Raw genomic sequence first — 21,064 nt, forward strand, 5'->3', positions numbered from 1 at the left:
GAATTTTTTGAATAAGGCGCTGAAAGCACCAATGTGGTACTCTATAGCAATCATTAAAAAGAGATTTTACCTGGCAGTGCACTGCCCGTTAACGCTATGACAGAACAACAAAAACTCACCTTCGCGATGCTCCTGCAACAGCTTGATTCGCTGACGCTGCGTGATAAACAGCGCTTTGCCCGACGTTTACACGGCGTGAAGAAGGTTAAAAATCCTGATGCACAACAGGCCATTTACCAGGAGATGGCAAAAGAGATTGAACAGGCGGCAGGGAAAGTTGTGCTGCGTGAAGCTGCGCGTCCGGCGATCAATTACCCGGATAACCTGCCCGTCAGTCAGAAAAAACAGGACATCCTCGAAGCTATCCGCGATCACCAGGTGGTGATTGTCGCCGGCGAAACCGGTTCGGGGAAAACCACCCAGCTGCCGAAAATCTGTATGGAGCTGGGCCGCGGGATCAAAGGGCTGATTGGCCACACCCAGCCGCGTCGTCTGGCGGCGCGTACTGTTGCGAACCGTATTGCCGAAGAGCTGCAAACGGAGCCGGGCGGCTGCATCGGTTACAAGGTGCGATTCAGCGACCACGTTAGCGATAACACTATGGTCAAACTGATGACCGACGGTATTCTGCTGGCGGAAATCCAGCAGGATCGCCTGCTGATGCAGTACGACACCATCATTATTGACGAAGCGCACGAACGCAGTCTGAACATCGACTTCCTGCTCGGCTACCTGAAAGAGCTGCTGCCGCGTCGCCCGGATCTGAAAATCATCATCACCTCCGCAACCATCGACCCGGAACGCTTCTCGAAGCATTTCAACAATGCGCCGATTATCGAGGTGTCAGGACGCACGTATCCCGTGGAAGTGCGCTATCGCCCGATTGTGGAAGAGGCGGATGATACCGAGCGTGACCAGCTGCAGGCTATTTTCGATGCCGTTGACGAACTGGGTAACGAAAGCGCGGGTGATATTCTGATCTTTATGAGCGGCGAGCGCGAAATTCGCGACACCGCCGATGCGCTCAGCAAGCGCGACCTGCGCCACACGGAGATCCTGCCGCTGTACGCGCGTCTGTCAAACAGCGAACAGAACCGCGTGTTCCAGGCGCACAGCGGGCGACGTATCGTGCTGGCGACCAACGTGGCGGAAACCTCGCTGACCGTACCGGGGATCAAATACGTTATCGACCCGGGTACGGCGCGTATCAGTCGCTATAGCTACCGTACCAAAGTTCAGCGCCTGCCGATTGAGCCGGTCTCCCAGGCCTCGGCGAACCAGCGTAAGGGCCGCTGTGGTCGTGTGTCAGAAGGGATCTGTATTCGTCTTTACTCTGAGGACGATTTCCTGTCGCGTCCGGAATTTACTGACCCGGAAATTCTGCGCACCAACCTGGCGTCCGTTATCCTGCAGATGACTGCCCTGGGGCTGGGCGACATCGCGGCGTTCCCGTTCGTGGAAGCGCCGGACAAACGCAACATTCAGGACGGTGTACGTCTGCTGGAAGAGCTCGGCGCTATTACCACCGATGAGCAGGCAACGGCTTATAAGCTGACGCCGCTGGGCCGTCAGCTCAGCCAGTTGCCGGTCGACCCGCGTCTGGCGCGTATGGTGCTGGAAGCACAAAAACACGGCTGCGTGCGTGAAGCGATGATCATCACCTCGGCGCTCTCCATTCAGGATCCGCGTGAACGTCCGATGGACAAACAGCAGGCGTCTGATGAAAAACACCGCCGCTTCCACGATAAAGAGTCCGATTTCCTCGCCTTCGTGAACCTGTGGAACTACCTCGGTGAGCAGCAGAAAGCGCTCTCCTCGAACCAGTTCCGCCGCCAGTGTCGCGTGGATTTCCTCAACTACCTGCGCGTACGCGAGTGGCAGGATATCTACACCCAGCTCCGCCAGGTGGTGAAAGAGCTGGGCATTCCGGTCAACAGTGAACCGGCGGAATACCGGGAAGTGCATATCGCACTGCTGACTGGTTTGTTGTCCCATATCGGGATGAAGGACGCAGAAAAGCAGGAGTATACCGGCGCGCGTAACGCCCGTTTCTCCATCTTCCCCGGTTCCGGCTTATTCAAAAAACCACCGAAATGGACCATGGTGGCCGAGTTGGTGGAAACCAGCCGTCTGTGGGGGCGAATTGCGGCGCGTATCGATCCGGAATGGGTTGAGCCGGTGGCGCAACATCTGCTGAAACGCTCGTACAGTGAGCCACACTGGGAGCGTGCGCAGGGCGCGGTAATGGCAACTGAGAAGGTGACCGTCTACGGTCTGCCTGTCGTGGCCGCGCGTAAGGTCAACTACAGCCAGATCGATCCGGCGCTGTGCCGCGAGCTGTTTATCCGCCATGCGCTGGTGGAAGGTGATTGGCAGACTCGCCACGCCTTCTTCCGCGAAAACCTCAAACTGCGCGCCGAGGTGGAAGAGCTGGAACACAAATCCCGCCGTCGCGACATTTTGGTGGACGACGAGGCGCTGTTTGAGTTTTACGATCAGCGCATCAGCCATGATGTGATCTCTGCCCGTCACTTCGACAGCTGGTGGAAGAAGGCCAGCAAAGAGACGCCAGACCTGCTCAACTTTGAGAAGAGCATGTTGATTAAGGAAGGGGCGGAGTCAGTCAGCAAACTTGATTACCCGAACTTCTGGCATCAGGGCAACCTCAAGCTGCGGTTGACCTATCAGTTTGAACCCGGCGCAGACGCGGATGGGGTGACCGTACACATTCCGCTACCACTGTTAAACCAGGTGGAAGAGAGCGGGTTCGAGTGGCAAATTCCTGGCCTGCGTCGCGAACTGGTCATTGCATTAATCAAATCGCTGCCTAAACCGGTGCGCCGCAACTTTGTGCCTGCGCCAAACTATGCGGAAGCCTTTTTAGGCCGCGTCACACCGCTGGAACTGCCGCTGCTGGACGCGCTGGAGCGTGAATTCCGACGCATGACCGGCACGACCATCGACCGCGATGACTGGAACTGGGATCAGGTGCCCGATCACCTGAAAATCAGCTTCCGCGTGGTGGACGATAAAAACAAAAAGCTGCAGGAAGGGCGTTCCCTGACCGAATTGAAAGAGGCGTTGAAAGGCAAAGTCCAGGAGACGCTTTCTGCGGTTGCGGATGACGGTATCGAGCAGAGCGGATTGCACATCTGGAGTTTTGGTCAGCTTCCGGAAAGCTACGAGCAGAAGCGCGGTAACTATAAGGTGAAGGCCTGGCCTGCGCTGGTCGATGAGCGCGACAGTGTGGCGATCAAGCTGTTTGATAACCCGCAGGAACAGCAACAGATGATGTGGCGCGGCCTGCGCCGCTTGCTGCTATTGAATATCCCGTCGCCGATTAAGTATCTGCACGAGAAGTTACCGAACAAAGCCAAACTGGGGCTGTACTTTAACCCATACGGTAAAGTGCTGGATCTGATCGACGACTGCATCTCCTGCGGCGTGGACAAACTGATCCACGAGGCGGGTGGTCCGGTCTGGACGGAAGCAGGTTTTGCTCAGCTTCATGACAAGGTGCGCGCGGAGCTGAACGACACGGTGGTAGATATTGCCAAACAGGTCGAGCAAATCCTCACCACCGTTTTCAATATCAACAAACGTCTGAAAGGGCGCGTGGATATGACCATGGCGCTGGGGCTGTCAGATGTAAAAGCACAGATGGCCGGGCTGGTGTACCGCGGGTTTGTCACCGGAAACGGCTTTAAGCGACTCGGCGATACGCTGCGTTATCTGCAGGCGATTGAAAAACGGCTCGAGAAAATGGCTATCGACCCACATCGCGATCGCGCTCAGATGTTGAAAGTGGAGAGCGTGCAGCAGGCGTGGCAGCAGTGGCTGAATAAACTGCCGCCGACACGCCGCGACGATGAAGACGTTCAGGCAGTCCGCTGGATGATCGAAGAGCTCCGTGTCAGCTTCTTTGCCCAGCAGCTCGGTACGCCGTATCCGATTTCGGATAAACGTATTTTGCAGACAATGGAGCAGATTTCCGGTTAAAACCCTTGCCCGGTGGCGCTGCGCTTACCGGGCCTACGGAAGAAAATGTAGGCCGGGTAAGGCGTAGCCGCCACCCGGCTGGTTATCGTTCCACAATTGCCAGCGTAAACCCGTCCCACCCCCTTAACCCCCACCGTCTGCAACGCGGTGGCGGTTAAACGGGGATTGTCCCCAATCATCTCGATAAACCGACGAACACCCTGCACGCGCGCATCGTCACTTTGCTCGTTAATCACTTCGCCCTCGCGTACCACGTTATCACCAATAATCAACGTCCCTGGGCGGGAGTAGTGCAGCGCCCATTCCAGATAACCTGGGTTGTTTGGCTTATCTGCATCAATAAAGATCAGGTCGAATGGCGGTATATCACCGAAATTCTCGAGCGAGTTCAGAGCCGGGCCTTCTACCAGTTCAATACGGTTGTTTAGCCCCGCGAGGTGGATATTCTGGCGGGCAATTTCGGCATGGGTTGGATCCGCTTCAAGCGTAATCAGCTTTCCGTCTGGCGGCAGAGCGCGAGCCATCCAGATGGAACTATAGGCACCGAGCGTGCCAATCTCAAGAACACGCCGCGACTGCGTCAGACGGACAAACAGCGCCAGCAGTTGACCCTGATTGGCCGCTACATCGTGTTCGGGGAGCCCGCCGCGTTTGTTGTTTTCCAGTACCTGACGCAAGACATCATCTTCAGGAATAAGCGAAGAAATCATGAAATTATCTACTGCTGACCACTGTTGTTGCATAGATTGGCTCCTGAGAGTAAAAACTGGGGGCGAAATAGGGACCTGGTAATCGTAGCACTTCAGGCATTGAACCTTCGTAAATCTGGCCCCGAAGTTCCCTGTAAAATCGTTCACGGTATAATTGAGCCGCACTGGGTACTTTTTTAAACAGCACACGCAACAGAATGTTTTGAGTGATAGAAAACCAATAGCATAATAGGCAGATGCAATCCGATTCGGCGCTCGCCTGTACTTTATTAGCCAGAAGCCGTCCCCCTGAAGAGACTCACAGGAGAAGTTCATCATGGTTCAGACCCATTTCCCCATTCTGCCTGATGCCACTCTGGCGGCGATTAATACTCTCGGCACATGGCTGGCGCAGGATGATCTGAGCGGTTCCCGTCAGAACCCGGATGTCGATGGGGTGGTTCTGGCAGGAAACGCGGTCATTCCGACTATTGATGCGGCCTGCCGTATCGCCGCGCAAAACGAGATCCCGTTGCTGATTAGCGGCGGTATCGGCCATTCGACCGCGTTTCTATATGCGGGCATTGGCAGTCACCCGCGTTATCACACGATACCGGTCACTGGGCGACCGGAAGGCGGTATTCTGGCCGACATTGCGCGCGAGTTCTGGCAGATCCCTGAGGGACGTTTGTGGATCGAAGATCAATCCACCAACTGTGGTGAAAACGCGCGTTTTAGCTGGAACATACTGAAAAAACGTCAGCGAGCTACCGGACGGGTGCTGGTGGTGCAGGATCCGACGATGCAGCGACGTACCATGGCGACGTTTGCCCGCGTGTGCCGGGATGAACCCGTTGCACCGCGGTGGATAAGCCACCCGGGTGTTACGCCGACACTGCAGAACGGCAAAGATGGGGTGGAATTTAGCGAGGGCAACACCGGACTGTGGCCCGTTGACCGCTACCTGTCACTGGTTCTGGGGGAACTGCCGCGACTGTATGATGACGTTAACGGCTATGGTCCTGCCGGACGTGATTTTATCGCGCACGTTGAGTTTCCTGATGCCGTGGCAGACGCATGGGCATTGCTACAGCAGGATCCGATCCTGAAAAACGCCTTATCCCGGCGCTCGCTTCTCTGAGCATCCTGCGGTTTCCCCCTCCGCAAAGAGGGGGAAGGCATTACAGTGCGGCGTACTTATTCAGCGTACGCACCAGCTGCGTCACAAAACCATATTCGTTGTCATACCAGGCGACGGCTTTCACCAGTTGCAGATCGCCCGCTTCCGTTACCTCAGTTTGCGTGGCATCAAATACCGAACCAAAGTGCGAACCGATCACATCTGACGACACAATCTCTTCATCGGTATAACCAAACGATTTATTTCCCTGCGTCGCCTTTTTCAACGCGGTATTGATCTCTTCAACCGTGACTTTTTTACCCAGAATGGCGACCAGTTCGGTGACGGAGCCGGTTTTAACCGGCACGCGCTGCGCGTGGCCTTTCAGTTTGCCACTCAACGCGGGGATGACCAGGCCGATGGCTTTCGCCGCACCGGTGGTATGCGGAATGATATTTTCTGCCGCCGCGCGTGAGGCACGAAGATCTTTTCCGCGAGGCCCATCTACCAGTGCCTGGGTACCGGTATAGGCGTGAATAGTCGTCATGGTACCGACTTTAATTTCAAAGGCATCATGCAGCGCTTTTGCCAGTGGGGCGAGGCAGTTGGTGGTGCAGGAAGCGACGGAAATGATGGTATCACTGGCGTCAATGGTGTCGTCATTCACGTTATAAACGATGGTTTTCATCTCTCCGGCTGGGGCAGAAATAAGCACTTTCTTCGCGCCTGCATCCAGATGCGCTCGTGATTTTTCTTCGGAGGTGTAAAAGCCGGTGCACTCCACAACGATATCCACACCTGCGGCTTTCCACGGAATATGCTTCGCCTCTTTTTCGGCGTATACCGCAATGGTTTTACCGTCAACAATCAGCGCATCTTCAGTGAAATCCACGCTCCACGGGAAACCACCGTAGTTGGAATCATGCCTGAGCAGATAGGCCAATACTTTGGGAGAGGTGAGGTCGTTGATGGCGACGACGGTGTTGCTATCCTGGGTTTCAAGAAGGCGGCGCAGTACAAGGCGTCCAATGCGTCCAAATCCGTTAATGCCAATTTTACTCATGGTGTTCTCCTGTGAACGTGTCGATACGACAGTTTGAACTCATCCAGGCTTAGACCATCACGGGCTGGGCGGCAATTGAAGATGCTTCATGCGAAAGGAAGTATTTGAAAAACCATACAGAAAAATTGATGAATTTTTAAGGAAAGGGGATTATGTTGACGCGATATCCGTTTTTTTCAGGAAATCCCATGCGTACTAAATATACAAGCCTGCAAATCGCAATTCACTGGCTGGTGTTTCTGTTAATCATCGTTGCTTATTGCGCGATGGAGTTTAAAGGTTTCTTCCCGCGTACCGCTCGCCCATTGATCAATATGATCCACGTCTCATGCGGAATCACCATTCTGGTGCTGATGGTGACGCGTCTGCTGGTTCGTCTCAAGTTCCGCGCGCCACCGATTCAACCAAAGCCAAAAGCGATGGTGACGGGGATGTCTCATCTGGGGCATCTGGTGGTGTATATGCTGTTCATTGCGTTACCGCTGATTGGTATTGTGATGATGTACAACCGGGGCAGCGACTGGTTTGCTTTTGGCATGGTGATGCCGCATGCGGCGGAATCCAATTTTGACCTGGTCGATGTGCTGAAAGAGTGGCACGTTACGCTGGCGAATCTGGGCTATTTTATGATTGGCCTGCACGCACTGGCAGCACTGATGCACCACTATTTCTGGAAAGATAATACCCTTCTGCGCATGATGCCGAAAAAGCGTCAATAAATGCGGAAAACAGGCCGGGTAAGCGCAGCGCCACCCGGCTTTTTTTTAGCGCAGCTGAGCACGCTCTTCAGTAGTTAACGCCAGCGCCTGCGTTGATCCGGTCTCAGACGATTTCACTGCCGCTTCCAGTACAGCCATAACCGCTAATGCTTCGACAGGATTAACGGGGTTGGTGATTTTCCCGAGAACCGCATCACGTACATTAATGTAATACTGGCGCTGATCGCCTTTCGGGGTCGCAATAGTCTGCTGTGCTCCGTCTGCTCCATAGAGCACCATGCTGTCGCTGTCTTCGCCCCAGGTTGCACTGCCGGGAATCACCCCTGCGAGCAGCTGCGCTTCCTGCTGATCGATTCTGGCTTTCATCACGCTGCCCTTATCCCCGTGGACCGTAAAGCGTGCCGTACCGCCTGCGACCAGCATGCTGGCATGCAGAATGACCTTATGTTGCGGATAATTTAAGACCACGTGCGCCCAGTCGTTAATTTCTGCACCGTCGCGCAGCGTCGCGATATTCCCCTGAACCGACTGCGGCAGGCCAAAGAGCTGAAGCGTCTGGTCAATCAGGTGAGGACCCAGGTCAAACCACAGGCCGCTCCCGGGGACGTTCTGCTCGCGCCAGCGCACGCGTACTTCCGGACGGAAACGGTCAATATGCGACTCCAGATGTTTAATCTTGCCGAGCGTACCTTGCTCAATAAGCTGCTTAATGCCGAGGAAATCGCTGTCCCAGCGGCGGTTGTGAAAGACGGAGAGCAAAAGCTGCTTTTCATCCGCCAGCGCAATCAGGTCGCGGGCTTCCTGCATGTCGAGGGTGAAAGGCTTATCCACAACCACATGTTTCCCGGCGTTCAGCGCAAGCGTGGCCAGCGGCGCGTGGGTGGCGTTGGGGGAGGCAATAACGACCAGATCGACATCCGGATGCTGAATGGCCTCTTCCGGTGTTGCAACCACCTGAACATCCGGAAGATCGCGTTTTACTTTTTCTTCATCACGAGAAGAGACGACCGCCAGCTTAAGTCCATCAACGGACTGGATCAGCGGTGCATGGAAAGTTTTGCCGACAAATCCATACCCGATCAATGCAATGTTGATTGTTTTCACTTTACTCATGACCTTCTCCACGTTGATTCGCGCAAACCGTGACCTGCAATGCGCTATGGTCCCCAAGCTCAGGCCAGGGACGATCCAGAAACAGTTGTTGGATGTTGGATAACTCGCAAACCAGATACGGTTCGCAGCGGTTGACTTTAAGGTGGTCGGCGACAATCCAGTGAGCATGGCTTACGGCAAGCATCGCGCGCTTGACCTCCGCATCTGCTTCTGTACTGGCACTCAGACCGAGATCGGCATGGATGGCGCACGCCCCGAGAATAGCGATATCCGCACGATAACGGGACAGGAGGGACAGGGTGGCGCTTCCGGCGAACAGGCGCTGCTTTTGGTCCCATTTTCCACCGAGCAGGATCAGCTCAATATTATCCTGGTCGCTAAAATGCTGGGCAATATCCAGCGAGGTGGTGATAACAGTCAGCGGCCCCTGAAGAAAGGTGGCAACAGCCATCACCGTGCTTCCGGCATCCAGAAACAGGGTGGAGCCCGGTGGAACTGCCTGCGCGACCTGTTTACCCAGACGCTGTTTGGCTTCGGGCAGCAACGTACTGCGCCCCTGACGATTCATGGCGGAAAGATTGAGTGCAATAGCCCCGCCATGATTCTTCTGCGCAAGGCCCTGGTTTTCAAGGTCAGTCAGATCGCGGCGGATGGTGTCTGCTGAAACCTGAAGCTTTTCTGCCAGCTCGGTGATACTGGCCTGTCCTTGCTCACTAATAATATCAAGTACATATCGTTGACGAGCCGTTTTGTGCATGAACAAATCCTGCAAAATGTCGCAATAGTTCGCATAATACAGCATTTCAGCGCAGAGAAAAGCACAATGTCGTCACCAGGATACGCAAGTGGGGTAATGATTCAGGTGGGTGATTATTAAAATTATATTAAGTGCTTATAAGTAAACCGTTTTAAATGTTAACCATGGTGTTATTGTTATGTTTTATTTAATAGTTTGGATTATGTCGCTATTGTATCACCCTTATCTGGCTATATATTTCAATTAAATTCTAATTAACGAATTAAAATAACGTAAATTTGTTTTTTAATGGTCATATGTGTCGCCGTGTAGGCTTTAACTACGTAAGTTGACACTTCTTTGAAAATCTTTGTGTCTGACCCGTCATGAAATTAACGCAAAAATGTGCATATAACGAATTAGGAATTTTCCTTAAATAACAGGGGGTTTATATGTTTCATTTGAAAGTCCATTTTCGGGTAATGGTGCCAACTTACTGATTTAGTGTATGATGGTGTTTTTGAGGTGCTCCAGTGGCTTCTGTTTCTATCAGCTGTCCCTCCTGTTCAGCTACTGAAGGCGTGGTGCGTAACGGTAAAAGTACTGCCGGACATCAGCGCTATCTCTGCTCTCACTGCCGTAAAACATGGCAGCTACAGTTCACTTACACCGCTTCTCAACCCGGTACGCATCAGAAAATCATTGATATGGCCATGAATGGCGTCGGATGTCGCGCCAGTGCACGCATTATGGGCGTTGGCCTCAACACGATTTTACGACACTTAAAAACTCAGGCCGCAGTCGGTAAACTCACGCATACAACCGGGCAGTGACGTCATTGTTTGCGCGGAAATGGACGAACAGTGGGGTTACGTCGGCGCTAAATCACGCCAGCGCTGGTTGTTTTACGCGTATGACAGGATACGGAGGACGGTTGTGGCGCACGTATTCGGTGAACGCACGTTGGCCACGCTGGAGCGTCTTCTGGGCCTGCTGTCGGCCTTTGAGGTCGTGGTATGGATGACGGATGGCTGGCCGCTGTATGAATCACGCCTGAAGGGAGAACTGCACGTTATCAGCAAGCGATATACGCAGCGCATTGAGCGGCATAACCTGAATCTGAGGCAGCATCTGGCAAGGCTGGGCAGGAAGTCACTGTCGTTCTCAAAATCGGTGGAGCTGCATGACAAAGTCATCGGGCATTATCTGAACATAAAACACTATCAGTAAGTTGGAGTCATTACCTTGCGAGTGTGCTTGCTGAATACTCAATAGTTGCACCATGGGCAGATTTGTTTTTTATGGCCTGCAGGTATAGATAGAGCATAATCATTCGACCGCCATCTTTATCGATGAATAATCCCACTTCAGGCAAAACTTTTCTGAACGTTAATCCCCGAAAAAGATATTCTGCCGCGCGACGGAAAAAATTATTTCTCAACACGTCATTATCCAAAAGGTTAACGTCAATATTAAATGCCGGATAAAGAATGCTGACCGGCAAAAATGCCCCGGACATATATCGCTTTAGTTCATTCAGGCCTTTTTCAGTTGGCGCTATTCTCGTTTTGCGTCTGTCTTCCGTGCAGCGCCAGGTGCTGATGCGCCCGGTGGTTCTGAGTATCGTAATGATTGCAATAACGCTGTTGGGGCTGGCTATTTTATAGCGAGAACATAACTCTTTTATTTCCGAGACAGATTCAGCCTGATTTCCAAAAATAAAACAACACATGGAAAGGATAATGTTAAATCGTGATTCCTGCAGCATCGTTTTGTAGAACAAAGGTTGTTTTTTGTAGATGGTGTCATTAATGGTGTAGTGCTCTAATATTGCCTCACTGAATCGCGGATTGTTCTTTATAACATCCCTTCGATGTAGCAAGGCCCTGGATGAGATATGATTATCCATAGCGTATTTCTCGTATTTGAATGAGCCGATAGATGAAGTATCCAGCCTTCTTTTTCGGAATTTTCATTATACCCTGAGAATGAAACATTTACCGTGGTTATTTGAAAAGAAAAGTATATTTGCACGTTGCGTGGCGTGAAGTGATTAACGCAAAGATGTTCCGGTGAGGACTGTTTCTTACCCTGTTATTGTACGGTAAAATTAATACTCACATCAGGTGCATGACATTTTATGCATTCACAAATGGAAATGGCGCGTTGGTGCCCAGGAGCAGGTTATGACCCAAAAAATTTCTCTCAGAAATGGGGCTTGCGATGACCAAAAGTTTGTCATCTCAGCCTGCGGCTTCACATTTCAGGGATATCGTCTGATCCTGGAAAAATACGGGATAGAGGCATCGCTTATTCGCTTTGTCGGGGATGAGATATCGCAACGAGACAGAAAAAATATTCTTATAAATCAGAGTGCTCACATTGTGGTGTTCCTCGGGAAAGGTATTGTCAATCTCCTTGAGAGTCTGAAACGCCTGGCATCCGTACTTAATTCGCTACCCGTTATTCAACGTGTTACTCTGTATGGTGATATACCAGACAGCTGGCTGTATCGCACCCTGGGTAGCCTTTTAAATAGCAGCCGTCAGTTATCGCTGATTCGCATGGCCAGCGTGTCTGATATAATAGGCTCCATCAGCATGCATGATAATATATTTAAGGATGGTTCTCGTTTATTGCGGGATCACTCTCTGGATTATTCTGCTAAAGGAAATTTTAAATGGCTAACCCGAAGGGAGGTTGATGTTTTATTAAGTTTCTACCGGGGTATGTCCGTAAAAGAATTGTGCGATACAATGGGGTTATCTAATAAAACGGTATATACTCACCGAAAGGAAGGTATTCAAAAATTACATTTAATCAAGCAATGGGTAAACGATCCACACAATTTCAATGTGGGTGAAAGTATTAAGCGCAAAAATCAAAAGACAGATTTTACGGAAAAGGAAACAGAGATTTTTAACGCACTGCTTAAGCGGGATATTTTCCCTGTGTACCAGATCATTACCGACCATAACAAAAAAGGGGTTGGTTTTGAAATACTTATTCGATGGAATAAAAATGGTAAAATCGTCAAGCCAGTCAGTTTTTTGGCTGATATTTCAAATAATGAAATATGGCTAAAGATTACGGCGTTAGTTATCCATGCTGCCGTGTCAGGTATTAATAAATATAACGGGAAATATTATTTTTCAGTTAATATACCACCCCGACTGGCTTCCGGGAATGCATTGCCTGATATGGCAAAGAAAGCTATCGACATGCTACTCAAACCGCGGTGGGCCGAAAATTTAGTCTTTGAATTCGCGGAGGATATTGATGTCACGAAGGACACCAGGATCCCTGAAACTATGCGGCATTTACGGAGTACGGGATGTCGATTATTTTTGGATGACTGCTTCTCTAACCATCAAACCATGTTCCCGGTGCGACAGGTACATTTTGATGGGCTCAAACTGGACAAGGACATTGTTGAGCATTTCGTGGCAAATGACAATGACTATCACCTTATTAAAGCGATACAGCTTTATAGCGATATGACCGGAACAGATTGCATTGCAGAGGGCGTTGATAGCGAAGAAAAATTTGAGAAATTAGCTGCCCTGGGCGTCAAAAACTTTCAGGGGTATTATTTATCTCGTGCTGTGAAAGAAGATGAGTTAGACCGCATGGTACGGTTATTTAGCTAGTAAGGAAAATAAAGCCCCGAAGGGCCTTGAGTTATTTTCGACCTAACAGCAGGCCGAGCACAATACCGACAGCACCGGCGGCGATTAGGCCGGTGAGAGGGTTATTTCTGACCGCTTCGGTGACATCGGAGACCGCATCACTGGCCTGCGCGGCATATTTTTTCGCAGCACCTTTTACCTGATGTTTTGGTGAATCAACGAATTCACCAAACTGCTGCTGCGCTGAACCTGCGAGTTCATCAAGTTTATTTTTTGCTTTATCTTCAGCAAACTGGGTATTTTTATCAGTACCGAAATCAGACATTTTTGCCTCCTTTTGTTGATAGTTAAAGGATAGCCGCTCTTTGTAGAGGTGAGAGGCGAAAGGCTAAATTCGGCACCTGAAAGGATGGTTTTCGGATATATCTCTATACCGGGAACCCGTTATTTCTCATTGTCATCCTGACCGTAATAGAGCTTCCCAATGCGGATCAACGGGCGGCCCTGAGACTTACGATGCAGGTTACTGTCCCTGAGAGAATAAACGCATCCACAATATTCCTGCTGGTAAAACTGTTCACGCTTGCTGATCTCTATCATGCGTGAGGATCCGCCCTGTTTGCGCCAGTTATAGTCCCAGTAAACCATACCTGGATAGCGTGCAGCCGCACGCTGGCCGCAGTCATTTATCTGCTGCATGTTCTTCCAGCGGGAGATACCCAGCGAGCTGCAGATGACGCTGAATCCATTTTCTGCCGCATAGAGCGCCGTTCGCTCGAAGCGCATATCGAAGCACATAGTGCAGCGCACGCCGCGCTCGGGTTCCCACTCCATGCCTTTAGCACGCTCAAACCAGTTATCGGTGTCGTAATCGGCATCAACAAACGGCACACCGTGTTTTTCCGCAAACCGAATATTTTCCTCCTTGCGAATGAGGTATTCCTTTTGCGGATGGATATTGGGGTTATAGAAAAAAATCGTGTATTCAATGCCAGAAGCCTGAATAGCCTCCATCACTTCACCCGAGCAGGGGGCACAGCAGGAGTGCAGCAGCAGTTTTTCGGCACCGTCTGGCAGGGTAAGTTGCGGGCGGATAAAAGGAACTGTCGTCATGATGTTCTGCATTATGTTTATGAAATTTATGGAAGAGTAGCATAAATTCATAAACTGTAGAGAAGGGAGCAACGCAGATAAGAATAATCCCGCGGGGCGGGATTATTCTCGGGTAAATCGTGCCGCTATTCGGCAAATTTGAGTAGTGCTTCGCCATCAAGACGATAGCGGATCCATTCGGACTGTGGCAGCGCGCCAATACTCAGGTAAAAGTCGATAGCGGGCTGGTTCCAGTCCAGCACGCTCCACTCAAGACGACCGCACTGTCGTTTTACCGCGAGCTGCGCGATATGTCTCAGCAGCGCTCTGCCTGCACCTTTACCGCGATATTCCGGAGAAACGTACAGGTCTTCCATATAAATCCCGTTGCGCCCGAGCCAGGTTGAATAGCTGGTGAAGTACACGGCATAGCCGGCGATCTTGCCTTCACACTCCGCGATCAATGCTTCGGTTTTGGTATCTGCGACAAAAAGCGTTTTCCGGATCTCCTCCGGTGTAGTAACCACTTCTTCCGGCGCTTTTTCATACACTGCCAGCTCATAGATCATGGCGTAAATGGCCGCCGCATCTTCGGGGCGTGCCTGACGAATGGTGATGCTCATTGTTTTCCCTGCTTTTAGCGTGCGTCTTGATTGATGGCGTTAAGCATACGGAGTATTGTCCGTAGAATTAAGTGCAATGAAATCAATATATGATGAATATTATGCATCCGGTACTGAGGCGGCTTGATTTAAACCTGCTGCCCGTTTTCGACGCGATTTACCGTCACCGCTCCGTTCGGCTGGCCGCTGACGAGTTGGCGATGAGCACATCCGCGCTCAGCCATGCGCTGTCGCGTTTGCGCGTCACCCTGAATGACCCGCTGTTTTTTCGCGAAGGACATAGTATGTCTCCCAGCGTGTATGCCTCTCAGCTCGCACCTTCGATTGCTTCCGCACTGTCGTTCCTGAATCATGAGCTGACCCCGCAGCTGGAGTTTGATGCAGCCAGCAGTACAGAGAGCTTGCAGATTGCGATAACGGATTTTACCGCGCTTTGCATTTTTCCTGCTCTGATGCACAAGCTGCAGCTTACTGCGCCGGGTTTACGATTTGAATTGCGCTATCTGCCGCACAGCCCGGCGCTGACGGAGCTGCTGGCGGGTGAGGTGGATCTGGCGCTGGGCTTTAGCACGCCGGATGATATCCGCCATCCGGAACTGGAAGAGATCGGCTGGTTTAAAGATGAGTATGTGGTCATCAGCAACGCAAGCCGGACGCGGCTTACGCTGGAGGATTATCTCGCGGCCCGGCATCTGGTGGTGACCCCGTGGAATGAGAAGAAGGGCGTGCTGGACGTGCGGCTTGAGCAGTTGGGCTATACCCGACAAATCGCGATCAAAACGCCGTCGATGCTCAGCGCGCCGTTTATCGTAGCGGAAAGCGACCTGCTGATGGCGATCCCCCGATATGCTGCTGAAAAGCTGATTGCGACAGCGGATCTCAGAATTTTTGCACTACCGTTCCCGATACACGCGTTCGAAGTGAAAATTTACTCACATAAACGCAGCGGGCAGCGGGGGGCGACCCGATGGCTTAAGGAGGAACTGCAGTCGCTAGCGCAGACTGGTAGGGACGTTTAGGCCGGGTAAGCGTCGCTACCCGGCAGATATAGCGGTCAATGAGGTATAGTCATTTTAACGGCAGGTAGATATCCGTTTGCAGCGCATGTTCCGGCACCTCGTGAATAAAGTTGAGGTAGTGGAAAAATAGCGGGGCATCGCGCAGCGTTTCGCCGCTGGCCGGTAGCCACTCGCGAAACATCGCCCATACCGTGGCGGAAATGTTATCCAGCGAACCCGTGTGACGCCCGACGGCGTATCGACCACCGTCGATTTCACCACTGGAAACCCCGAAGTCATTTTCCGGTATCGCTTCAGAGATACTGCCGCAAATATCGAAACGAAAGGCGTCTGCGGGTGTGGTTGCCGGGTCATCCCAGACAATGCCAAAGGTGCTGCTTTCGTGTACGGGTGATAAGCCCGAGGTTTTACGCCAGGCAATAAATTTCGCCGCGCTGTCATTAACCCTATCCGGGCTGCCACGGTGCTGCAGAACTGCCACTTGGGTCTGCGGGAAATCGACAATCTTAATTTCCATTGTTTTTTGCTCCTGAAAGGTCATTTTCGGTACGCGCTGGTGCCAGCTCAGCCAGTCCGGCTGTTGCCGAAACTGACGGGGGCTTTTTCCAAATGCGTTTCTGAAGGCGCGGCTGAACGATTCGGGGTTCTGGAATCCGGCATCGAGCGCAATATCAATCACCTTATCCTGTGGATTAAACGCCAGTCGCCAGGAAGCACGACGAAGGCGTAGCCACTGGATATAGCGATACAGCGGCTGGCCGCTGAATGCCAGAAACTGCCGGTGAAAATGATAAGGCGAACAGCAGGCTATCGCGCTGAGCTTCTCCAGCGTGAGCGGCTCATCGAGATGGTGGGCGATATAGTCGCACACCATCGTGAAGCGCTCGCGGTAGGCCGTTTTGATTGCATCGTTCATTGCATCCTCCTGATGACCCACTTTGCCTCACCAAATGGCCAGAATCCTGACCGATCTTGCTAATTATGGAGAAGTTATACTGGCCGCATATCGTTGTGCGGCAGCAATCGCCCTGTCGTCAAAAATATACTGTTCGAAATGATGGCTCGCATCGGTGACGCGGTAAATTTTCCATTTACCGTCTTCATTGCGCAGATACACGTTTAACCGCTGTTTTTGCCCATTACCTGCACCCAGCTCGACGTTAACAACTTTTCCGGACACTGAGTTTATTGCGTTGCTTACGCTCAGGTCAGGGATCCACTCCGCGGCATAGTCTTGTGTATAGGTAAAATAATCGGAACCGATAATTTCCTGCTCATTGAGAGAAAGAATTTTCTTCAGACGGAAGAGCGTGTCGCGCGCAATATACTCACGTATTTTTGGTGAATCGAGATTATCTTCATGGGTATCTGTAACGAAGGCCGTGAGGTAGAACGAATAAAAATCATTGATACGTTTTCCGGCGAATCCATCTGTGCTGAACATCCCGTCAATAACAGGCACATCATAAGAATGTTACGCATCAGTTTTTCCTGTAAATTTTGTAAGAAGGGCGCTCAGAACGATATCCCGGACCACCCCACATATCTCTTTGTCTGAAATCTGAGTACCAGGTAGTGCCGTCGTAAATTGCCATGTGACCCGCAGGATTACCGCCATCATAGGGCTGAATAACAACCACATCGCCTTCCTGTAATGTTTCGCCTTGTCCTAAAATTAGGAAACCTGCCCGTTCAGGGCCGCTGCGTGTTTGTTCCATGCCATGTGTTAACTCCTGTTGTAGATGAAAGTGTCACTAAACAACGAGAGCTTCAATCCGCTTAGGCAAAAAATGTTATTAAAAGATTATATATTTCATAGTCTTATATGTTTTTGGGGTTTTATTCGCTTGGTTGATGATATGCGGTAGATACGCTGATGTAGCAACGGAAACAGAAGGTTTACATCCCCTGTTAAGTGAAATACCATACCCCCCTATAGTATCTGGAGGGCGTATGCCGCATTCACCCGAAGACAAAAAACGTATCCTTACCCGCGTCCGTCGCATTCGTGGGCAGGTCGATGCCCTTGAACGCGCGCTGGAGTCGGGCGATCCCTGTTTAGCCATCCTGCAGCAAATCGCCGCCGTGCGCGGTGCTGCCAATGGCCTGATGGGCGAAATGGTCGAAATTCACCTCAAAGATGAGCTGGTGACGGGGGAAACAACGCCGGATCAGCGAGCCGTGCGCATGGCGGAAGTCGGCCATTTGCTGCGCTCTTATCTAAAATAAACCCACATACCTCACAATAAGGGAAGACAATATGAAATCTCGCGCTGCTGTTGCATTTGGCCCCGGCCAGCCGCTCAAAATCGTTGAAATCGACGTGGCACCGCCGAAGAACGGCGAAGTGTTGATCAAAATAACCCATACCGGCGTATGTCATACCGATGCGTTTACGCTGTCGGGTGACGATCCGGAAGGCGTTTTCCCTGCGGTACTCGGTCATGAAGGTGGCGGGATTGTGGTAGAAGTGGGCGAGGGCGTGACCAGCCTGAAACCCGGGGATCACGTGATCCCGCTGTACACCGCGGAGTGCGGCGAGTGTAAGTTCTGTAAATCCGGTAAAACCAACCTCTGCCAGGCGGTTCGCGCCACTCAGGGCAAAGGGCTGATGCCGGACGGCACCACCCGTTTCTCTTATAACGGCGAGCCGATTTATCACTACATGGGCACCAGCACCTTCAGCGAGTACACCGTTTGCGCGGAGATCTCGCTGGCGAAGGTGAACCCGCAGGCGCCGCTGGATAAAGTTTGCCTGCTGGGCTGCGGCGTGACCACCGGTATCGGCTCGGTGCATAACACGGCAAAGGTCAAAGAGGGCGATACCGTGGCGGTGTTCGGTCTCGGCGGCATTGGTCTGGCGGTGATTCAGGGCGCGGTTCAGGCGAAGGCCGGCCGTATCATCGCAGTCGACACCAATCCGGAGAAATTCAAGCTGGCGGGTGAAATGGGCGCGACCGATTTCGTGAACCCGAAAGATCACGAAAAATCGATTCAGGATGTCATCGTTGAGCTGACCGATGGCGGCGTTGACTTCAGCTTCGAATGCATCGGCAACGTGAACGTGATGCGTTCTGCGCTGGAGTGCTGCCACAAAGGCTGGGGCGAGAGCATCATTATTGGGGTTGCCGGGGCGGGTCAGGAGATTAAAACCCGTCCATTCCAGCTGGTGACAGGTCGCGTGTGGCGCGGTTCCGCGTTTGGCGGCGTGAAAGGGCGTACTCAGCTCCCGGGTATGGTTGAAGATGCCATGGCCGGAAAAATCCAGCTCGACCCGTTCATCACCCATCGTTTGCCACTGGAGCAGATCAACGACGCGTTTGATCTGATGCACGAAGGGAAATCCATCCGCACCGTTATTCATTTCGGCGACAAGTAATTTCATTTCGGCGACAAGTAACTCTTCTGCCAGCGGTTTTTCACCGCTGGCATTTCTTTAATAATCTTCTCTAAAGTGTGACCAGTGCGGCGTTTTTAGCCGTAATCTAAATCTCTGCCGTGCCGATGACTATTTAACGGGCGTGTTTTTACGCATCTTACCTATAAGAGAGTCGACGGTCATGGACAACACTACTTCGATGCAGGCGCAGCGCAAGCTGAGCTTCTTGCATCACATCAGGCTGGTTCCGCTGTTTTCCTCCATTCTCGGTGGCATTATTCTGCTTTTTGCCTTGAGCTCAGGTCTGGCGGGATATTTCCTGCTTCAGGCCGATCGCGATCAGCAGGATGTCACATCTGAAATTCAGGTGCGTATGGGGCTGTCGAACAGCTCAAACCATCTGCGAACCGCGCGTATCAATCTGATCCACGCCGGTGCGGCAAGCCGTATCGCGGAGATGGATGCCATGAAGCAGAACATCAGCGATGCGGAAACGCGTATTAAGCAGTCTCAGGAGAGTTTCACCGCCTATATGAATCGCGCCGTGCGTACCGCAGAGGGCGAAGCGCTGGATGCTGACCTGAAAGCACGATATGACGCCTATATTGCGGGTATGCAGCCGATGGTTAAATTCGCCAAAAACGGTATGTTTGAAGCAATTATCAACCATGAAAACGAAACCGCGCGTCCGCTGGACGACGCCTACAACGCCGTGCTGCTGAAGGCGATTAAGATCCGTACCGACCGTGCCAATGCCCTGACGGCACAGGCGCACAGCCGCACACAGCTGGGTCTGATGTTTATGATCGGCGCGTTCGCGCTCGCACTGGTGCTGACGGCATTGACCTTTACCGTGCTGCGCCGCACGGTGATCCATCCGCTGCAGCGTGCGGCGAAACGTATCGAGAATATCGCCAAAGGCGACCTGACGATGCCGGACGATGTGGCCGGACGCAGCGAAATTGGCCGCCTGACGCGCGATCTGCAAACCATGCAGCACTCGCTTGAAAACACCGTGGGTACCGTACGTCAGGGGGCGGAGGAGATCTACCGTGGAACCAGTGAAATCTCTGCCGGTAACACCGATCTCTCTTCGCGCACTGAACAGCAGGCTGCTGCCATTGAGCAGACCGCCGCAAGCATGGAACAACTGACCGCAACGGTGAAACAGAACGCGGATAATGCTCACCATGCCAGTAAACTGGCAGAAGATGCCTCCGGTAAAGCCAGCCGTGGCGGCCAGATGGTCTCCGGGGTGGTCAAAACCATGGGTAACATCTCCAGCAGTTCGAAAAAAATCTCTGAGATTACCGCAGTGATTAACAGCATTGCCTTCCAGACCAATATCCTGGCGCTTAACGCAGCGGTAGAAGCGGCGCGGGCGGGTGAACAGGGGCGTGGGTTTGCTGTGGTAGCAAGTGAAGTACGTACCCTGGCAAGCCGCAGTGCGAATGCCGCAAAAGAGATTGAGAGCCTGATCAACGAGTCGGTCTCGCTGATCGACCAGGGTTCCGGTGAAGTTGTCGCCGCCGGCAACACCATGAATGAAATCGTGGAGGCGGTTAAACGGGTGACTGACATCATGCTGGAGATTGCCGCAGCGTCTGATGAGCAGAGTCGTGGCATTGTGCAGGTGAGTCAGGCGATTTCTGAAATGGATAAAGTGACCCAGCAGAACGCCTCGCTGGTGGAAGAAGCCTCCGCAGCCGCAGCATCTCTGGAAGAACAGGGCGCGCGTCTGACCGAGGCGGTTGGCGCGTTTCGTTTGAGCAGCGTGAAGCCAGGCCGAGTGGCTACACCAGCCTCAGTGACGAAGAGCACGCCGCTACGCCCCGCGGCAACGGTTTCCGGGGATAACTGGGAAACGTTCTGAGTTGCGCCAC

At 52.2% G+C, this 21,064-nt stretch carries 17 protein-coding genes and 3 pseudogenes; 9 read left to right on the plus strand and 11 right to left on the minus strand.

Features of this window, described 5'->3' with window-relative positions; all coding sequences use genetic code 11:
• Window positions 1–96 precede the first annotated feature (96 nt).
• On the plus strand, window positions 97–3,999 hold the full coding sequence (hrpA, locus tag ACLHV8_RS10020; RefSeq protein WP_208595252.1) for an ATP-dependent RNA helicase HrpA: 3,903 nt from the start codon (window positions 97–99) through the stop codon (window positions 3,997–3,999).
• A gap of 82 nt (window positions 4,000–4,081) precedes the next feature.
• Here the strand turns inward: hrpA and ACLHV8_RS10025 are convergent.
• Window positions 4,082–4,742 (minus strand): annotated as a pseudogene (locus ACLHV8_RS10025) (O-methyltransferase).
• A 283-nt stretch (window positions 4,743–5,025) separates the two neighbouring features.
• On the opposite strand from ACLHV8_RS10025, the gene ACLHV8_RS10030 reads away from it, so the two are divergent.
• Window positions 5,026–5,829, plus strand: coding sequence for a YdcF family protein (locus tag ACLHV8_RS10030; RefSeq protein ID WP_208595251.1), 804 nt, complete (start codon window positions 5,026–5,028; stop codon window positions 5,827–5,829).
• A gap of 40 nt (window positions 5,830–5,869) precedes the next feature.
• Here the strand turns inward: ACLHV8_RS10030 and gap are convergent, their stop codons facing one another.
• Window positions 5,870–6,871, minus strand: coding sequence for a type I glyceraldehyde-3-phosphate dehydrogenase (gene gap, locus ACLHV8_RS10035; RefSeq protein ID WP_208595250.1), 1,002 nt, complete (start codon window positions 6,869–6,871; stop codon window positions 5,870–5,872).
• A gap of 188 nt (window positions 6,872–7,059) precedes the next feature.
• On the opposite strand from gap, the gene cybB reads away from it, so the two are divergent.
• Window positions 7,060–7,590 carry a cytochrome b561 gene (cybB, locus tag ACLHV8_RS10040; protein ID WP_032666827.1) on the plus strand — a complete coding sequence of 177 codons (531 nt, stop codon included), beginning with the start codon at window positions 7,060–7,062 and terminating at the stop codon, window positions 7,588–7,590.
• Between the two features lie 45 nt (window positions 7,591–7,635).
• Here cybB and ACLHV8_RS10045 read toward each other — a convergent pair whose 3' ends face one another.
• Both ACLHV8_RS10045 and ACLHV8_RS10050 read right to left on the minus strand, forming a co-directional pair.
• Complete coding sequence (locus ACLHV8_RS10045; RefSeq protein WP_208595249.1) at window positions 7,636–8,703, minus strand: oxidoreductase; 1,068 nt, start codon at window positions 8,701–8,703, stop codon at window positions 7,636–7,638.
• Window positions 8,696–9,460 carry a DeoR/GlpR family DNA-binding transcription regulator gene (locus ACLHV8_RS10050; RefSeq protein WP_049006022.1) on the minus strand — a complete coding sequence of 255 codons (765 nt, stop codon included), beginning with the start codon at window positions 9,458–9,460 and terminating at the stop codon, window positions 8,696–8,698. The genes ACLHV8_RS10045 and ACLHV8_RS10050 overlap by 8 nt, the downstream gene beginning before the upstream one ends.
• Before the next feature lie 512 nt (window positions 9,461–9,972).
• On the opposite strand from ACLHV8_RS10050, the gene ACLHV8_RS10055 reads away from it, so the two are divergent.
• Window positions 9,973–10,669 (plus strand): IS1 family transposase gene (locus tag ACLHV8_RS10055; protein ID WP_174491968.1). Its coding sequence is split into 2 segments (ribosomal slippage): window positions 9,973–10,226 and window positions 10,225–10,669, totalling 699 coding nucleotides; the frame shifts between segments, so codons are not numbered across the junction.
• 13 nt (window positions 10,670–10,682) lie between these two features.
• On the opposite strand, the pseudogene ACLHV8_RS10060 reads toward ACLHV8_RS10055, so the two are convergent.
• Window positions 10,683–11,348 (minus strand): annotated as a pseudogene (locus ACLHV8_RS10060) (MarR family transcriptional regulator); the annotation flags it as partial.
• A 277-nt stretch (window positions 11,349–11,625) separates the two neighbouring features.
• Between ACLHV8_RS10060 and ACLHV8_RS10065 the strand changes: the two are divergent.
• On the plus strand, window positions 11,626–13,089 hold the full coding sequence (locus ACLHV8_RS10065) for an EAL domain-containing protein (RefSeq protein ID WP_049007285.1): 1,464 nt from the start codon (window positions 11,626–11,628) through the stop codon (window positions 13,087–13,089).
• Between the two features lie 31 nt (window positions 13,090–13,120).
• Here the strand turns inward: ACLHV8_RS10065 and ACLHV8_RS10070 are convergent, their stop codons facing one another.
• The 3 genes from ACLHV8_RS10070 to ACLHV8_RS10080 all read right to left on the minus strand — a co-directional run bounded on the left by ACLHV8_RS10070 (window position 13,121) and on the right by ACLHV8_RS10080 (window position 14,783).
• Window positions 13,121–13,393 carry a YqjD family protein gene (locus tag ACLHV8_RS10070; protein WP_045284344.1) on the minus strand — a complete coding sequence of 91 codons (273 nt, stop codon included), beginning with the start codon at window positions 13,391–13,393 and terminating at the stop codon, window positions 13,121–13,123.
• Between the two features lie 119 nt (window positions 13,394–13,512).
• Window positions 13,513–14,181 (minus strand): epoxyqueuosine reductase QueH, encoded by a 669-nt coding sequence (locus ACLHV8_RS10075; protein WP_208594764.1) that lies wholly within the window; start codon window positions 14,179–14,181, stop codon window positions 13,513–13,515.
• A 125-nt stretch (window positions 14,182–14,306) separates the two neighbouring features.
• Window positions 14,307–14,783 (minus strand): GNAT family N-acetyltransferase, encoded by a 477-nt coding sequence (locus tag ACLHV8_RS10080; RefSeq protein WP_129324982.1) that lies wholly within the window; start codon window positions 14,781–14,783, stop codon window positions 14,307–14,309.
• An 89-nt stretch (window positions 14,784–14,872) separates the two neighbouring features.
• Between ACLHV8_RS10080 and ACLHV8_RS10085 the strand changes: the two genes are divergently transcribed.
• Window positions 14,873–15,802, plus strand: coding sequence for a LysR family transcriptional regulator (locus tag ACLHV8_RS10085; RefSeq protein WP_208594763.1), 930 nt, complete (start codon window positions 14,873–14,875; stop codon window positions 15,800–15,802).
• A gap of 49 nt (window positions 15,803–15,851) precedes the next feature.
• Here ACLHV8_RS10085 and ACLHV8_RS10090 read toward each other — a convergent pair whose 3' ends face one another.
• The 3 genes and pseudogenes from ACLHV8_RS10090 to ACLHV8_RS10100 form a co-directional block, all read right to left on the minus strand.
• Window positions 15,852–16,718, minus strand: coding sequence for a GyrI-like domain-containing protein (locus tag ACLHV8_RS10090; RefSeq protein ID WP_208594762.1), 867 nt, complete (start codon window positions 16,716–16,718; stop codon window positions 15,852–15,854).
• 63 nt (window positions 16,719–16,781) lie between these two features.
• Window positions 16,782–17,246: a DUF3828 domain-containing protein gene (locus tag ACLHV8_RS10095; RefSeq protein WP_208594761.1), complete on the minus strand. Its 465-nt coding sequence runs from the start codon at window positions 17,244–17,246 to the stop codon at window positions 16,782–16,784.
• A 37-nt stretch (window positions 17,247–17,283) separates the two neighbouring features.
• Window positions 17,284–17,457: pseudogene (locus ACLHV8_RS10100) on the minus strand (hypothetical protein); the annotation flags it as partial.
• 298 nt (window positions 17,458–17,755) lie between these two features.
• On the opposite strand from ACLHV8_RS10100, the gene ACLHV8_RS10105 reads away from it, so the two are divergent.
• From ACLHV8_RS10105 to ACLHV8_RS10115, 3 genes are all read left to right on the plus strand, one after another.
• Entirely contained in the window at window positions 17,756–18,031 is a 276-nt protein-coding gene (locus ACLHV8_RS10105; RefSeq protein WP_003857256.1) for a metal/formaldehyde-sensitive transcriptional repressor, read from the plus strand.
• A gap of 31 nt (window positions 18,032–18,062) precedes the next feature.
• The gene (locus tag ACLHV8_RS10110; protein WP_208594760.1) at window positions 18,063–19,181 is read left to right on the plus strand and encodes an S-(hydroxymethyl)glutathione dehydrogenase/class III alcohol dehydrogenase; all 1,119 of its coding nucleotides are present in this window, start codon (window positions 18,063–18,065) and stop codon (window positions 19,179–19,181) included.
• A gap of 181 nt (window positions 19,182–19,362) precedes the next feature.
• On the plus strand, window positions 19,363–21,054 hold the full coding sequence (locus tag ACLHV8_RS10115) for a methyl-accepting chemotaxis protein (protein WP_028017467.1): 1,692 nt from the start codon (window positions 19,363–19,365) through the stop codon (window positions 21,052–21,054).
• Window positions 21,055–21,064: the final 10 nt, after the last annotated feature.

Origin of the sequence: Enterobacter sp. CPE_E863 (assembly GCF_046521465.1) — a bacterium.
In the GTDB taxonomy this organism is placed as follows: Bacteria; Pseudomonadota; Gammaproteobacteria; order Enterobacterales; family Enterobacteriaceae; genus Enterobacter; species Enterobacter adelaidei.

Bases quoted from the DNA above. Each gene is read 5' to 3' on its own strand.
- hrpA (WP_208595252.1), top strand. From the start codon at position 97: ATGACAGAACAACAAAAACTCACCTTCGCGATGCTCCTGCAACAGCTT.
- ACLHV8_RS10030 (WP_208595251.1), top strand. From the start codon at position 5,026: ATGGTTCAGACCCATTTCCCCATTCTGCCTGATGCCACTCTGGCGGCG.
- gap (WP_208595250.1), bottom strand. From the start codon at position 6,871: ATGAGTAAAATTGGCATTAACGGATTTGGACGCATTGGACGCCTTGTA.
- cybB (WP_032666827.1), top strand. From the start codon at position 7,060: ATGCGTACTAAATATACAAGCCTGCAAATCGCAATTCACTGGCTGGTG.
- ACLHV8_RS10045 (WP_208595249.1), bottom strand. From the start codon at position 8,703: ATGAGTAAAGTGAAAACAATCAACATTGCATTGATCGGGTATGGATTT.
- ACLHV8_RS10050 (WP_049006022.1), bottom strand. From the start codon at position 9,460: ATGCACAAAACGGCTCGTCAACGATATGTACTTGATATTATTAGTGAG.
- ACLHV8_RS10065 (WP_049007285.1), top strand. From the start codon at position 11,626: ATGACCCAAAAAATTTCTCTCAGAAATGGGGCTTGCGATGACCAAAAG.
- ACLHV8_RS10070 (WP_045284344.1), bottom strand. From the start codon at position 13,393: ATGTCTGATTTCGGTACTGATAAAAATACCCAGTTTGCTGAAGATAAA.
- ACLHV8_RS10075 (WP_208594764.1), bottom strand. From the start codon at position 14,181: ATGACGACAGTTCCTTTTATCCGCCCGCAACTTACCCTGCCAGACGGT.
- ACLHV8_RS10080 (WP_129324982.1), bottom strand. From the start codon at position 14,783: ATGAGCATCACCATTCGTCAGGCACGCCCCGAAGATGCGGCGGCCATT.
- ACLHV8_RS10085 (WP_208594763.1), top strand. From the start codon at position 14,873: ATGATGAATATTATGCATCCGGTACTGAGGCGGCTTGATTTAAACCTG.
- ACLHV8_RS10090 (WP_208594762.1), bottom strand. From the start codon at position 16,718: ATGAACGATGCAATCAAAACGGCCTACCGCGAGCGCTTCACGATGGTG.
- ACLHV8_RS10095 (WP_208594761.1), bottom strand. From the start codon at position 17,246: ATGTTCAGCACAGATGGATTCGCCGGAAAACGTATCAATGATTTTTAT.
- ACLHV8_RS10105 (WP_003857256.1), top strand. From the start codon at position 17,756: ATGCCGCATTCACCCGAAGACAAAAAACGTATCCTTACCCGCGTCCGT.
- ACLHV8_RS10110 (WP_208594760.1), top strand. From the start codon at position 18,063: ATGAAATCTCGCGCTGCTGTTGCATTTGGCCCCGGCCAGCCGCTCAAA.
- ACLHV8_RS10115 (WP_028017467.1), top strand. From the start codon at position 19,363: ATGGACAACACTACTTCGATGCAGGCGCAGCGCAAGCTGAGCTTCTTG.